This is a genomic window from Bradyrhizobium guangxiense (assembly GCF_004114915.1).
GTDB lineage: Bacteria > Pseudomonadota > Alphaproteobacteria > Rhizobiales > Xanthobacteraceae > Bradyrhizobium > Bradyrhizobium guangxiense.
In genome coordinates, this window is record NZ_CP022219.1 from 816,347 (window position 1) to 828,506 (window position 12,160).

Here is a 12,160-nt window from a genome sequence, read left to right on the forward strand (position 1 = left end):
GACGCCGGATGGCCTGCGTACGGCGAAACCGTGTGGTCCTGGCCGTCGTTGCTACGGTCAAGCCTTTGCGAAGGCGGCGCTCGCGCCAACCGGCGTGGCGACGTGAATTTCGCGAAAGGCGAGGGGGGCCAGAAGGAACTCGGCTCCCGGGAGAGCACGGCATAGGCCGTCAAACCATCGCGCAGGGAAGGCCTGGTTTCGGCTGCCCTGTGTCTCCCCTGTGCATTGCGCGTGCATCCGTTCAGCATGGGGGTCATTACGGGTGCTAGCCGGCGCCCGGCCTTCCCTGCGCCCTTTCCGTCGAGAGGGCGTGCCGCGAAGCACAGCTCGGGCAGGTCGTGCCGCGAGAGCGCGGGCGCATGTCGATCGGACTAGCGAAATGATGCCGCGGTGTTTCGGTCCGGTCCCAGTACCCCCGGTCTCCCATGCAAGCATGCCGCATCGGCGTCAGTGGTGGTGGCCGTTCTCCCCAGAATCTGCACTATGCGTCCCGCGACTCCGGAGCTGCTGCCGGGCCTTTGGAGATCTTGGCAATTTGCTTTCTGGAGTGACGATATGAGCGGTTTGGTGATCTCTGGCGGCCGGGTGGTGGATCCCGCGAGTGGGATGGACGCCATCGGCGACGTGGCGGTGGTGGACGGCAGGATCGCCGCGGTCGGTACGGGCCTCGGCGGCGCCGAGCGGGTGATCGACGCCACCGGGCTCGTGGTCGCGCCCGGGTTCATCGATTTGCATGCGCACGGCCAGTCGATCCCGGCCGACCGCATGCAGGCGTTCGACGGCGTCACGACCACGCTCGATCTCGAGGCCGGCGTGCTGCCGGTCGGGTCCTGGTATGACCGCCAGGCCAGGAAAGGCCGCGTGCTGAATTACGGCGCCGCCACCAACTGGGCGTTTGCACGCATCGGCGCGATGACGGGCTCCAACGCCGAGAGCTCGCTGGAGGCGTTCGGCAATGCCATGCGCGACCGCCGCTGGATGGACAATGTGGCGACCGATGCGGAAGTCGCGGGCATTCTCGAACGTCTCGGCCGCGGCCTCAACGAAGGCGGCATCGGCATCGGCATCCTCAATGCTTACGCGCCGGGCGCCGGCGTGCAGGAGCTGACCGCGGTCTGCCAGCTCGCTGCGGCCAAGGACGTGCCGACCTTCACCCACGTCGCCTTCATGTCGCGGATCGACCCCGAAAGCGCGGTGGAAGCCTATATCCGCCTGATCGGCTATGCCGGCGCCACCGGTGCGCACATGCACATCTGCCATTTCAACTCGTCGAGCAAGACCGATGTCGAGCGCTGCCGCGTGCTGATCGCGAAAGCGCAAGCGCAGGGACTGCCGATCACGGTGGAAGCTTATCCTTACGGCACCGGCTCCACCGTGCTGGCCGCCGCCTTCTTCAGCGACCCCGAATTCGTCGAGCGCAACGGCACCGGATATGATTCCGTGCAGCGCGTCACCGACGGCTATCGCTTTCACGACCGCGAGGAGCTCTTGAAGGCCCAGGCCGAGGAGCCGTCCTCGCTGGTGCTATGGCATATCCTCGACACCGAGAACAACGCGCATCACCGCGACCTGCTCGACATGTCGGTGCTGTATCCCGGCGGCGCCATCGCCTCCGATGCGATGCCGTGGACGACGTCGGACGGCAAGACCTACACCGGTGATGCCTGGCCGCTGCCGGACGACGCCACCTCGCATCCGCGCTCGGCCGGCTGCTTCACGAAGTTCATCCGTGAATGGGTGCGCGAGCGCAAGACCGTGTCGCTGCTGGAAGGCGTGCGCAAATGCGCGCTGATCCCGGCGGAGATCCTGTCGCAGAGCACGCCGGCGATGCGCGCCAAGGGACGGCTCGCCAAGGACGCCGATGCCGACATCGTCGTGTTCGACTACGAAAAACTTTCCGATCGCGCCACCTTCACGGCGATGAACCGTCCGTCGGAGGGCGTCCGGCATCTCGTGGTCAGCGGCCAGCCGCTGATCAGCGACGGCGTGCTCGATGTGACGGCGCGGCCGGGCAAGCCGGTGCGCCGTCCCGTCGTCGAGAGCTGACTCATGCCGGTCCCCATTCTCCTGGTCACGGGCTTTCTGGGGGCGGGCAAGACCACGGTCGTGAACCATCTGCTGGCGCATGCAGAGGGACGGCGCATCGCCGCCGTGGTCAACGATTTCGGCGCCATCAACATCGATGCGGAGCTGATCGCGGGCGCGAGCGACGGCGTGGTGAGCCTCGCCAATGGCTGCATCTGCTGCTCGCTCGAAGGCGATCTCCTGCGCACGCTCTCGACGCTGCTGCGGCGCGATCCGAAGCCCGAATACATCGTCATCGAGACCAGCGGCGTCGCCGATCCCGCCGACATCGTCCGCAATCTGATGGATCCCGTGATCCTGCGCGAGGCGCAGCTGGAGACGGTGCTTTGCGTGATGGACGCAGCCACGCCGCCGGCCGCGCTGGAGGATACTCTCCAGCGTTCGCAATTGCGGGTCGCCGATATCGTGGCGCTGACCAAGCTGGATCTGGCGGACGCAGGCGCGGGCGCGCGGATGCGCGCTGCCATTCGCGCACAGCGCGTCCCTGCCGTGGTGATCGATGCGACACACGGCGAGATTCCGCCTGCCCTGCTGTTCCCCGCACATGTCGATCGCGCGCCCGCGCCGCGCGCACCGGGACCGAAACGTCCCGCAGAGGAGCGCTTCGAAACGCTGAGCTGGACGTCGGACCGCCCGCTCTCGCTGCCGCGCCTGCAGCAGGCGATCGGCCGACTTGCGCCAAAACTTGCGCGCGCAAAAGGCCTGTTCGAGACGGTCGAGCAGCCCGGCCGCCAGATGGTGTTTCAATTCGCCGCCGGCCGCGCCACGCTGGCCCCGGGCGAAGCGTCGACACCGGACGTGCCGCGCGCCCGGATCGTCTTCATCGCCGAGCTCGGAGTGCTCTCGAAAGCGGAGCTCGACGGCATCATGGAAGCGTGCGTTGCGGGCGAGTAGCGCAAGGCCTATCCGGCCAAATCGGGCAGCGCCTCAATCTTCCACCGGCAGCGCATCGCCATGCGCGTACCACTCCGCACGTGATGCCCAGTGCACATGCTGGTCTGGTCTCGCCTGCAGCGGCTCGTCGAACGCGCCGGCATGGATGATCGCCTCGCCTCCGCTGCGCGTGAGGTGCGGCATCGGGCTGCCGCAGGTCTTGCAGAAAGCGGTCGCAAAGCTGCGCGCGCCGGGCAGGTCGAAGCGCGCGACGGAAGCTTCGCCGCGCAGCCAGTGCAGCGCCCCCGCCTTCACGATCACCTCGCAGGAATGCGCAGTCCCGGTCGCCTTGCGGCAGCGCGAGCAATGGCAGTTGAGGAAGCGCTCGAACGGGCCCTCGACCTCGAACGCGACCTCGCCGCACAGGCAGCTTCCGCGGAATGCCGTCATCTCACTCCCCCTCCGGCTCTGCGTGCTTGTCTGCGGCTTCTTCCACGTGGACCGGTGGCGCCCCGTGCGCGCCGCGGAGCCGGAGTGTCGATCACGTCCACCTCGATCTTCAGCATGTCGAGATCGCGCGTCATCTCGCGCACCTCCTGGCCCTTGCGCGCCAGCTCCTCGGAAACGTCGACCGCCATCTTGCGTTCGGTCACGTTGCCCTGGCTATTGACGAACAGCTTCGCGCGCATCCATTCGAGCCGCGCCCGCTGGGTGTCGCGCTCGAACTTTTTTTCCGCATAGCGCCGTCGCGCCTCCGCATAGGCGCCAACCAGCGCCGTTTCCGGCAGGCTCCACAATTGCTCGACCGACATGGTCATGCCGTTCGTCCTGAGCTCAGCTCTCTGGAGGTTTGCTCCGCAGCCTATCAGACCCTTCCGGCCGAAAATTCTCAAGAGGGGATCGGCACATCCGCCAGGCTCACGCGAACTGCGCGATGCCGTGACCGACGGACCAGTTCTCCTTGGGGGCATCGAGCACATTCACGAACACGTCCTCGGGGCGGATGCCGGGACTTTCGCCGAGAAGGTCCGCGATCCGGCGATACAGCGCTTTCTTCTGCTCAGGGGTGCGCGAGGCGAACACAGTGATCTGGATCAGCACGGCGTCGTCGCTGCGCTCGACGCCGTAAGCATTGCCGCAGCGGAAATTGGCCGGCTCATGCTCGGTGATGGCCATGAACGCGTCGTTCTCCGGCACGTTCAGCGCCTCGCGCATGGCGCGGTAGAGACCGTCGAGAATCGCCTGCCGGTAGGCTTGCGGCTTGCCGGCGCGCATCGAGATGTGGAGGAGGGGCATCGCGCGTCCCTTTGCATGCGGGCCTGACCGGCGAGGCGAATGCGGACGCCGCCGGCGCGGCCGGTTGACGAAATGGATGACGAAACGGGCTATCAATCCCGGTCAGTTTTTGACACGATGTCTAGAAAGCATGTTATTGACACCGTGTCAAATACTTTGGAGGAGGCGGATGTGAGACCGCGCGAATTCGATCACGACGAGGTCCTGCGTGTCGCGTTCGACCAGTTCTGGCGCAAGGGCGTGCGCGGCACCTCGCTGTCCGACATCGCGCGCGACGCCGGGGTCCAGCGCGGCAGCCTCTATAATGCCTTCGGCAGCAAGGAGGCGCTGTTCCTTCAGGCCTATGAACGCTATGCGGGCGAGTATCTGCTTGCCCTGCAAAAGGCGCTCGGTACGGGAAGCTTGCGAAAGCGCCTCACCGGGTTCTTCGATCTGACCATCACCAATTTCCGCTCCGGCACGCCGCCGCGCGGCTGTCCGACCACGCGCGGCTTGATGGAGCTCGGCGCCGCCGAAGGCGACGGGCTCGATGAAGAAGCGCGCCAGGCCTTTGCGGACCTCATCTCGCGCATTACCGCACTGGTTCAGGACACGTTGTCGGAAGGCGCGGAGCGTGGCGAGTTCAAAGGCAATCCCGCGGCCGCAGCGCTGCACATCATCACCGTGACGCGCGGTCTCGCCGTGCTCGAACGTGCCTTCGGCGAGGAGCCGCAATTGCGCAAGATCGCCGCGCACACGATCGATCTCGTGCTCGGCAGGAAAGGCGGCTAAAGCATGATCCGGAAAAGCGAGCAGCGGTTTTCCGAAAAGATCATGCTTAAACAACAACCTGAAGCGCGATGACGATTCATCCTAATCGCATCGCGCTTTAGGTGTCAGCACAATGCGAGCGCGTTGACCGCCCGTGTCGCCGCATCTTCCTTGCCGGATCCGACGAGCTGGCCGACGATGGATTCGAGGTCGCCCGGCTGCTTGCGGCGCGCGACCGTCAGCAATTGCATCAATCCGGCCTCGTCCTTCGACAGGCGTCGGCAGGACGGCGGCATGAAGCACAGCTCGCAGGGCCGGCCGCTGCGCAGGATTCTGACGAGCGCGGCGGCACGCGCCACCAGCAGCGGACTGTCGGAGATGCCCGGCGCCTCGTCGGCGAAGCGATAGGCCGCCTCCCAGCAATCGGACGCGCCGGTCGTATAGGCTGCCCCGATGAAGCGGAACAGTGACAGCGCGACGCGGCAGAAATCATCATAGCTGTCGACGCATGGGCGCGCCGCGAGCGCGGCCTGGAGCGGACAGAGCCGCGGCTGACCGGCGTCCGGCGCCGCCACAGAACCGCAAATATCCGGTGGCATGAACGGCCTCGTCAGTGCAACGTCGGGCTTCCGACCAGCCAGCTCTTCATCGCCTTGGTCCGGTCATGGTCGAAGGACCGTCCCTGCCGGTTTGGCAGGATGAGCCCCGCCATGCGGAAGATCGTCGCCACCCCCCGCACGGGCGCGAGCGCCCAATCGGCGCCGACCGGCGGCAGCCAGCTCTCGAACCGCTCGCGCGCGACATCGATGCGATCCTGTTGCGCCGCGGCGATGGCGTGCAGAATTCCCTGCTCGCTGTCCGACATGCGCGGGCAGGTCGGGCAGTGCACCTCGATGGCCGTATGGGCCGTGCAGGCGAAGATCTCGATGATCGATTCCAGGGAGGGCACGGCATCGCCCACGCGGAAATGGTCGTACACTTCCTGGATATCGGCTGCAGTCGGAACCGCGCCGCCGCTGCGCGCCTTGGCGCGGAATCCCCAGATGAAGAGCCGTTCGGCGGCGCTCAGCGCCGGCAGGTCCAACGATCCCTGATGTGTCGATTGATGCATGGAGCCTCTGGCGTCTGCGGCGCGCACGCCGCCTCTGATCTGTGCCGATCGTTCTGCTAGAGCGTCTCCCAAGTCAACGCTCCCACGCGCGATATCGAGGTCTTCTAGAATGCACTCGCAAAACCCGCGCCGCTGCTGGGCTGGCAAGCCCCGCAAGAATACTTCGAACGAATCCAATCTTGAATCCTTCGAACCGTATCATGTTGCCTCGGATGCCACGGAGGCGGCGAGCCAGACGGCGCAGGCAGCCGACGAAATCGGTGCGCCGATCACTGCGATCCAGACTGAGACCAATCAGGTGATCGGCAACATCAGGAGCATCCGCGCGGCCTAGCGCGACTTCTTCTCTGCGACGTCGCGAAAATGTTTCGCGATGTCGGCGCGCGTTGCGACCCAGACCCGGCCCTCCAGTTGCGCCAGCTCGGCGAGAATCGCGCGCACGGCACGGAAGCGCGCGGGCCGGCCGCAGATGCGCAGGTGAAAGCCGACCGACAGCATCGAGGATCGGCCGCGCTCGGCCTCCTCGACCAGCGTCGCAAGCGCGGCGCTGACGTAGTTCGAAAAATCCTCCGGTTGCACGAATCCGTTCGGGTGGAAGAACTTCATGTCATTGGTGTCGAAGCCGTAGGGCAGGACCAGCATCGATCCCTGTGGCGACCGGCTCCAATACGGCAGATCGTCGTCGAGTGCGTTGGAATCGTAGGCAAAGCCGAGCTTGGTCAGGAGATCGCGTGTCCAGACGCTCTGGCTGCCGCGTGACATGAAGCCGATCGGCGTGAGGCCGGTCGCACGGGCGATGACGTCGCGCGTCTTCTCGATTTCGCGACGCTCGGTTTCGGCATCGCCATAGAGCGCGTGCGGCAGCCAGCGCCAGCCATGCACCGCCGGCTCGTGTCCAGCCTCGACCACGGTGCGGGCAAGGCCCGGCACGCGCTCGACGGCGCGACCGCACATCATGAAGGTCGAACGGACGTCGGCCTCAGCGAAAGCATCGAGGAAACGCCACAGGCCGGCGCGCATGCCGTAGTCGAACACCTGCTCCTGCACGAGATCGCGCACGCCCGGCGGTGATGTCGAGGCCACCTCGCCGTAGCGCTCCGTCTCCGCATCGCCCTGCTCGATCGCGAGCTCGGCGCCCTCCTCGAAATTCACCACCAGCGACACCGCAACGCGGGCGCCGTTGGGCCAGACGATATCGGGTCGCGCCCTTCCATATCCGCGAAGATTGCGCTCGATTGGCATGGTCAGCGGCTCCCGATCTGGCGGCTGACACCGCCGAAGATTTCGGCGCAAACGAGGCCGGCCAGAGTCAGCAGCACGATGACGCCGGAGACGGCGGCGACGCGCACGTCGAGGCTGCCTTCGAGAATGGCCCAGAGCTTGATCGGCAGCACCTCGGTGCGCGCATCGGCCAGGAACAGTGACACCGGAACATTGTCGAACGAGGTCAGGAACGCAACGAAGCAACTCGCGACGATGCCGCGGCGGATCAGCGGCAGCGTGACCCGGCGGAAAGTGTACCAGCGGCTGGCGCCGAGGCTGAGCGAGCAGGTGATCAGCACCGGATTGAGTTGCTGCACCGAGGCGCCGACCATCCGGATCACGAAGGGCACGCAGATGATGGTGTGGCCGAGGACCAGCGTCGCCGCCGACAGGCGAATGCCGAGCAGGTTGAAAACCAGCAGCAGCGACAGGCCGAAGGCCATGGCGGGCAGCACCATCGGCGACATGAACAACGCATCCAGCACACGCGCGATCTTCAACTTGCTTCGCGCAAGCCCCAGCGCGGCTGCGCCGCCGAGCACGGCCGAGAGGATCGTCGCGATGGCTGCGACCTTGAGGCTGGTCAGCGCCGGCTCGATGATCTCCTGCGACTGCAGCAGCTCGACATACCAGCGCAGCGACCAGCTTGGTGGTGGGAATTTCAGCGTGATGCCGCCAGTGAAGGAAATCATCAGTACGACCAGCGTCGGCGCCAGCAGCAACAGCATGCCGAAGCTGGTGATTGTACCGACGACGGTGGAGTAGATCCGGTCAACGAGACTACGCTGCATCGACGCCTCGTACGTAGCGGCGGGACAGTGCACCGATGGCAAACACGATGCCGGTCACTGCCAGCGTGAAGGTCAGCGACAGAGCGGCCGAGAACGGCCAGTCCTGCACGCCGACGGCCTGCTGGTAGATATAGGACGGCATCAAAATGATGCGCCCACCGCCGACCAATGTCTGGGTGATGAAGGCGGTCGCAGCGGCAGCGAATACGAGCAGCCAGCCGGCGATGGCGCCCGGCAGCGTCAGCGGCAGGATGACGGTGATGAAGATGCGGGCGCGGCTCGCGCCCAGCCCCTCTGCCGCGCGCGTCAGATTGCCGTCGAGCCGCAGCAGGCTGTTGATGACAGGCAGCGCCATCAGGGGAAGCTGGATCTGCGTCAGCGCCAGAACCATGCCCTCCCAGGAGTAAAGCAGGCGGGCCGGGGCCTGCCAGAGCCCCAGCGACAGCATGGCCGAATTGACGATGCCGTCGCGACCGAGGATGACGATCCAGGCAAAGGTTCGCACCACCGTGCTGGTCAAGAGCGGCAGCATGATCAGGAAGGTGATCAGGGTGCGCATGAACGGGCCGCTCGCGACATAAACTAGTGCGAGCGGGTAGGCGAGGATCAGCGTCGCCAGTGCGACCTCCGCCCCCAGCCACAGCGTGTCCGTCAGTACCTTGAGGCTGAAGGGATCGGAGAAGAATCGGAGATATTGCGCCAGCGACAATTCCGCGAATTGGGGGGTGCGGAACAGGCTGATCACAACAAGCGCAATCAGCGGCAGCACGAAGGCTGCGAAGAACAGCGCCGCCAGCGGAACCACTGGCAGCATCTGTCTCGATGTGCTCGTGCTTGCCGGCGTCATTCAGATCTTCACTTCCTTGCTGAAGCGGGTGATCCATTCGCCGCGCAGCGGCTGGAACTTGGTCCAATCGAGCAGCACATTGTTGGCGACGAGGTCGTCCACGCTCTTGGCGACGCTGAGATTCGCGCCGGTCAGCGCCACCTTGCCATTGGTCGGCATCATCACCCAGGGAGCGGCCTCGATCCCCTTCTGCGTCTCGACCGACATCACCGTGTCGAGATAGTCGAGCACCGCCTTCGGATCCTGGTTGTTCTTGACGATCTGCGCGCTGGTGCGGATCACGACGGCACCGGATTTCGGCTTGGCGAAAGCGATGTCGACGCCCTTGGCGGCGAGCAGCGCAACGTTGTTCCAGAAATTGAAGGCGATATCGATCTCGCCCTGCTGGAACAACGCCGCCAGCGCGCCGGGCGACGCGGCGATCGCCCCGACATTCGGCAGCAGCTTCTTCATTGCCTCGAAGGCCGGCTCGATATTGGTCTCGGAGCCGCCGTTCAGCTTGGCGATCTCAACCATGAAGGCGGTGCCGAGGCTGGAGCCGAGCCCGGTGATGCCGACGCGGCCCTTGTATTCCGGCTTCCACAGATCCTCCCACGAGGTCGGCGGCGTCGTGATCTTCTTCGGGTTGTAGGCGATGCCGATCAGCTGACAGGTGATGACAGGCGCGTAACCGTCCGGATGACGGAACGCGCTGGGAATGTCGGCAAACGATTTCGACTGCTCGACCGGGAATTTCTCCAGCACGCCGCTCGCGATCGCCGGGATCAGCGGGCCCTCGTCGAACAGCACCACGTCGAACGGCGGGGCGTTGCGCGAGGCCTGGATCTTGCCGATCTGGTCGACGCCCAGCAGCGGCGTGAAGGTGACACCGCTGTCGCTGGTCTTCTTGAAGGCCGGCCCGACCACCGAGCGGAAGGCTTCGTCGAAGCTCCCCGGATAGGTCGTGGCCACGATCGAAGTGGCGGCGCGCGATGATGTCGGCCATCCGAGGCTTGCCGCCGCAAGCACGGCCGAACCCGAGGTGAGCAGCGATCTCCGGGATAGGCTCATGTCAAACACTCCTTTGCTGATGCTTGGAAACGCCGTCGACCGGCGTGCTGAAAATGCTGACGCGCGAGACATCGGAGATTGCGAGCCAGGCCGTCTCTCCGGCTTGTGCCTTCGCGATGCCGGCGGCGCGCGCCTGGCTGATCTTCACGGCCTCACCGCTCGCGGTGACACCCTCGGTGACGCTGACGGCGCCAAGCGGCACGGTGGCGCGGATCGTGACGGGGATGGCGCCGGGCCGTTCGGCGCCGAACGCCATGTTTTCAGGCCGGACGGAGAGCGTCACCGGCGTGCCGCGCCTGCGCTGAACCGAACGGCCGAGATCGATCTCGGGCCCGGCGTCCAGCTGCACGCGGTCGGTGTCCGTGACGGTACCGCGAAGCAGATTGGTGTGGCCGATGAAGCTCGAGATGAACAGGCTCGCCGGGCGGTCGTAGAGCGCATCCGGGCTGTCGATCTGCTCGACGCGCCCCTTGTTGAGGACGACGATGCGGTCGGCCATCGACAGCGCCTCCTCCTGATCGTGCGTGACGATGATGGAGGTGACGCCAAAGGTCTTCAGCAGGCTCTTGATCTCGATCTGCATGTCCAGGCGCAGATTCTTGTCGAGCGCGGAGAACGGCTCATCGAGCAGGACGAGGCCCGGATCGATCGCAAGCGCGCGCGCCAGCGCCACGCGCTGCTGTTGTCCGCCTGAGAGTTCTCCGGGCAGCCTCCGCACGAACGCCGCCATCTGGGCGAGGCCGAGCATCTGCTCGACCTTCGCCGCGACCTCGGCGTTCGGCCGCTTGCGTGCGCGCAATCCGTAGGCGACGTTCTCGAATACGCTCAGATGCGGGAACAGCGCATAGTTCTGGAACACCACGCCGATGCGGCGGCGATTGGCGGGGATGTGCTCGACCCGCGCGCCATCGAAGCGGACTTCGCCCCTGGATGGACGCAGGAAGCCCGCGATGATCTGCAGCATCGTGGTCTTGCCGCAGCCGGAAGGCCCGAGCAGCGCGATCAGCTCGCCGGCCGCGACGGCGAGATTGATCTCGTCCAGCGCAACCGTCGCGCCGAAGGCGTGGCCGATGCCTTTCAGATCGAGCGAATGTCCACGCACGTCACCCAACGCCCAGCTCCGTCCTTCGCGATGTCCTGCGCAAGGAGGGGTAGCAATCGCCGTGCCAGCGCAGTCTGCTCGCTAAGGCGTTGGACAGCTTGTTAAACATATTGGTGCCGAAAATTGGCGCCAATATATCAAATATATTGTGAACATTTTGGCGGCAGATTTGTATAAAAAATGGGCTGCGGCGGTTTGTCGGAATGCTGTAAAAGCGAGACATGAAGCGAATCCGTCCCCTCAAGCGCAGGCCGAACCGCTCCGAGCCAAAACACAGGGAGCCGGAGGCCGTCGATCCGCGCAGTATCGACGACGATCCGGTGGTGCAGGGCATTTTGACCGCGATCAGCCAGAAGCGGCTCAAGCCGGGGGCCAAGCTCGGCGAGGACAAGCTCGCCTCTGCGTTCGGCACCACGCGGATTCACATCCGCCAGGCGCTGTCCCATCTCGCTTCGCGCAAGGTGGTGATGCAGATCCCCAACCGCGGCGCCTTCGTGTATCGGCCGAGCTGGGAGGAGGCGCAGGATATCTTTGCCGCGCGCCGCATCATCGAGACCGCAGCCGTGAGCGCCGCAATCGACCGGCTGGACAAAGCCGGCAGGGCCGAGCTGAAGGCGCATATGGAGCGCGAGGCGCGTCACGATCGCAACGACCGTTGGGCCTCGCTGTCGCTGACGGCGGAATTCCACATCCTGGTCGCCAAGCTCGCGGGCAACCGCGTGCTGCTGGAGATGTCGCGCGAGCTGATGCTGCGGACGTCGCTGGCGATCGCGACCTTCGAGCAGCCGGGCGAGCCGGATTGCTCGCCTGATGCACATCCCGACATCGGCGCACTGATCCTCGCGCGCGACAAGGCCGGCGCGATCCTCGCCATGCGTCATCACATCGAGGAGATGGAGCAACGGATCCGGCCGACGGAGGGCGAGGACGAGGTCGACGAATTGACCGCGATCTTCAAGGAGATCGGCGCGCGAGTGCGGGCCGGCGCATAG

Annotated in this window: 15 protein-coding genes; 5 read left to right on the plus strand and 10 right to left on the minus strand. The window is 65.5% G+C overall.

The window, feature by feature from the left end; all coding sequences use genetic code 11:
- Positions 1-555: 555 nt before the first annotated feature.
- The gene (locus X268_RS03940) at positions 556-2,046 is read left to right on the plus strand and encodes an amidohydrolase family protein (protein WP_128923707.1); all 1,491 of its coding nucleotides are present in this window, start codon (positions 556-558) and stop codon (positions 2,044-2,046) included.
- Between the two features lie 3 nt (positions 2,047-2,049).
- Positions 2,050-2,979, plus strand: coding sequence for a CobW family GTP-binding protein (locus tag X268_RS03945; protein ID WP_128923708.1), 930 nt, complete (start codon positions 2,050-2,052; stop codon positions 2,977-2,979).
- A gap of 33 nt (positions 2,980-3,012) precedes the next feature.
- Here the strand turns inward: X268_RS03945 and X268_RS03950 are convergent, their stop codons facing one another.
- From X268_RS03950 to X268_RS03960, 3 genes are all read right to left on the minus strand, one after another.
- On the minus strand, positions 3,013-3,408 hold the full coding sequence (locus tag X268_RS03950) for a GFA family protein (RefSeq protein ID WP_128923709.1): 396 nt from the start codon (positions 3,406-3,408) through the stop codon (positions 3,013-3,015).
- Complete coding sequence (locus X268_RS03955; RefSeq protein ID WP_164937510.1) at positions 3,405-3,776, minus strand: hypothetical protein; 372 nt, start codon at positions 3,774-3,776, stop codon at positions 3,405-3,407. The genes X268_RS03950 and X268_RS03955 overlap by 4 nt, the downstream gene beginning before the upstream one ends.
- A gap of 100 nt (positions 3,777-3,876) precedes the next feature.
- Entirely contained in the window at positions 3,877-4,254 is a 378-nt protein-coding gene (locus X268_RS03960) for a tautomerase family protein (RefSeq protein ID WP_128923710.1), read from the minus strand.
- A gap of 171 nt (positions 4,255-4,425) precedes the next feature.
- Between X268_RS03960 and X268_RS03970 the strand changes: the two genes are divergently transcribed.
- Positions 4,426-5,025 (plus strand): TetR/AcrR family transcriptional regulator, encoded by a 600-nt coding sequence (locus X268_RS03970; protein WP_128923711.1) that lies wholly within the window; start codon positions 4,426-4,428, stop codon positions 5,023-5,025.
- Between the two features lie 104 nt (positions 5,026-5,129).
- Here X268_RS03970 and X268_RS03975 read toward each other — a convergent pair whose 3' ends face one another.
- Both X268_RS03975 and X268_RS03980 read right to left on the minus strand, forming a co-directional pair.
- Positions 5,130-5,603: a hypothetical protein gene (locus tag X268_RS03975; protein WP_128923712.1), complete on the minus strand. Its 474-nt coding sequence runs from the start codon at positions 5,601-5,603 to the stop codon at positions 5,130-5,132.
- Between the two features lie 11 nt (positions 5,604-5,614).
- Positions 5,615-6,088 carry a hypothetical protein gene (locus X268_RS03980; protein ID WP_245477769.1) on the minus strand — a complete coding sequence of 158 codons (474 nt, stop codon included), beginning with the start codon at positions 6,086-6,088 and terminating at the stop codon, positions 5,615-5,617.
- Between the two features lie 136 nt (positions 6,089-6,224).
- On the opposite strand from X268_RS03980, the gene X268_RS03985 reads away from it, so the two are divergent.
- Positions 6,225-6,449, plus strand: coding sequence for a hypothetical protein (locus tag X268_RS03985; RefSeq protein ID WP_128923714.1), 225 nt, complete (start codon positions 6,225-6,227; stop codon positions 6,447-6,449).
- Here X268_RS03985 and X268_RS03990 read toward each other — a convergent pair.
- From X268_RS03990 to X268_RS04010, 5 genes are read right to left on the minus strand one after another with little or no spacing between them, the layout of a single operon-like run.
- A complete protein-coding gene (locus X268_RS03990; protein ID WP_128923715.1) occupies positions 6,446-7,357 on the minus strand; it encodes a polysaccharide deacetylase family protein in 912 nt (303 codons plus the stop codon). The two genes, X268_RS03985 and X268_RS03990, sit on opposite strands and share 4 nt — an antisense overlap.
- 2 nt (positions 7,358-7,359) lie before the next feature.
- Complete coding sequence (locus tag X268_RS03995; protein ID WP_128923716.1) at positions 7,360-8,169, minus strand: ABC transporter permease; 810 nt, start codon at positions 8,167-8,169, stop codon at positions 7,360-7,362.
- Positions 8,159-9,016 (minus strand): ABC transporter permease, encoded by an 858-nt coding sequence (locus X268_RS04000; RefSeq protein ID WP_128923717.1) that lies wholly within the window; start codon positions 9,014-9,016, stop codon positions 8,159-8,161. The genes X268_RS03995 and X268_RS04000 overlap by 11 nt, the downstream gene beginning before the upstream one ends.
- Positions 9,017-10,066: an extracellular solute-binding protein gene (locus tag X268_RS04005; protein WP_128923718.1), complete on the minus strand. Its 1,050-nt coding sequence runs from the start codon at positions 10,064-10,066 to the stop codon at positions 9,017-9,019. It abuts the gene before it with no gap.
- Between the two features lies 1 nt (position 10,067).
- Entirely contained in the window at positions 10,068-11,177 is a 1,110-nt protein-coding gene (locus X268_RS04010; protein ID WP_128923719.1) for an ABC transporter ATP-binding protein, read from the minus strand.
- Positions 11,178-11,389: 212 nt separating this feature from the next.
- Here X268_RS04010 and X268_RS04015 point away from each other — a divergent pair, with 212 nt between their 5' ends.
- Positions 11,390-12,160 (plus strand): GntR family transcriptional regulator, encoded by a 771-nt coding sequence (locus X268_RS04015; RefSeq protein ID WP_128923720.1) that lies wholly within the window; start codon positions 11,390-11,392, stop codon positions 12,158-12,160.

Bases quoted from the DNA above. Each gene is read 5' to 3' on its own strand.
- X268_RS03940 (WP_128923707.1), top strand. From the start codon at position 556: ATGAGCGGTTTGGTGATCTCTGGCGGCCGGGTGGTGGATCCCGCGAGT.
- X268_RS03945 (WP_128923708.1), top strand. From the start codon at position 2,050: ATGCCGGTCCCCATTCTCCTGGTCACGGGCTTTCTGGGGGCGGGCAAG.
- X268_RS03950 (WP_128923709.1), bottom strand. From the start codon at position 3,408: ATGACGGCATTCCGCGGAAGCTGCCTGTGCGGCGAGGTCGCGTTCGAG.
- X268_RS03955 (WP_164937510.1), bottom strand. From the start codon at position 3,776: ATGACCATGTCGGTCGAGCAATTGTGGAGCCTGCCGGAAACGGCGCTG.
- X268_RS03960 (WP_128923710.1), bottom strand. From the start codon at position 4,254: ATGCCCCTCCTCCACATCTCGATGCGCGCCGGCAAGCCGCAAGCCTAC.
- X268_RS03975 (WP_128923712.1), bottom strand. From the start codon at position 5,603: ATGCCACCGGATATTTGCGGTTCTGTGGCGGCGCCGGACGCCGGTCAG.
- X268_RS03985 (WP_128923714.1), top strand. From the start codon at position 6,225: ATGCACTCGCAAAACCCGCGCCGCTGCTGGGCTGGCAAGCCCCGCAAG.
- X268_RS03990 (WP_128923715.1), bottom strand. From the start codon at position 7,357: ATGCCAATCGAGCGCAATCTTCGCGGATATGGAAGGGCGCGACCCGAT.
- X268_RS03995 (WP_128923716.1), bottom strand. From the start codon at position 8,169: ATGCAGCGTAGTCTCGTTGACCGGATCTACTCCACCGTCGTCGGTACA.
- X268_RS04000 (WP_128923717.1), bottom strand. From the start codon at position 9,016: ATGACGCCGGCAAGCACGAGCACATCGAGACAGATGCTGCCAGTGGTT.
- X268_RS04005 (WP_128923718.1), bottom strand. From the start codon at position 10,066: ATGAGCCTATCCCGGAGATCGCTGCTCACCTCGGGTTCGGCCGTGCTT.
- X268_RS04015 (WP_128923720.1), top strand. From the start codon at position 11,390: ATGAAGCGAATCCGTCCCCTCAAGCGCAGGCCGAACCGCTCCGAGCCA.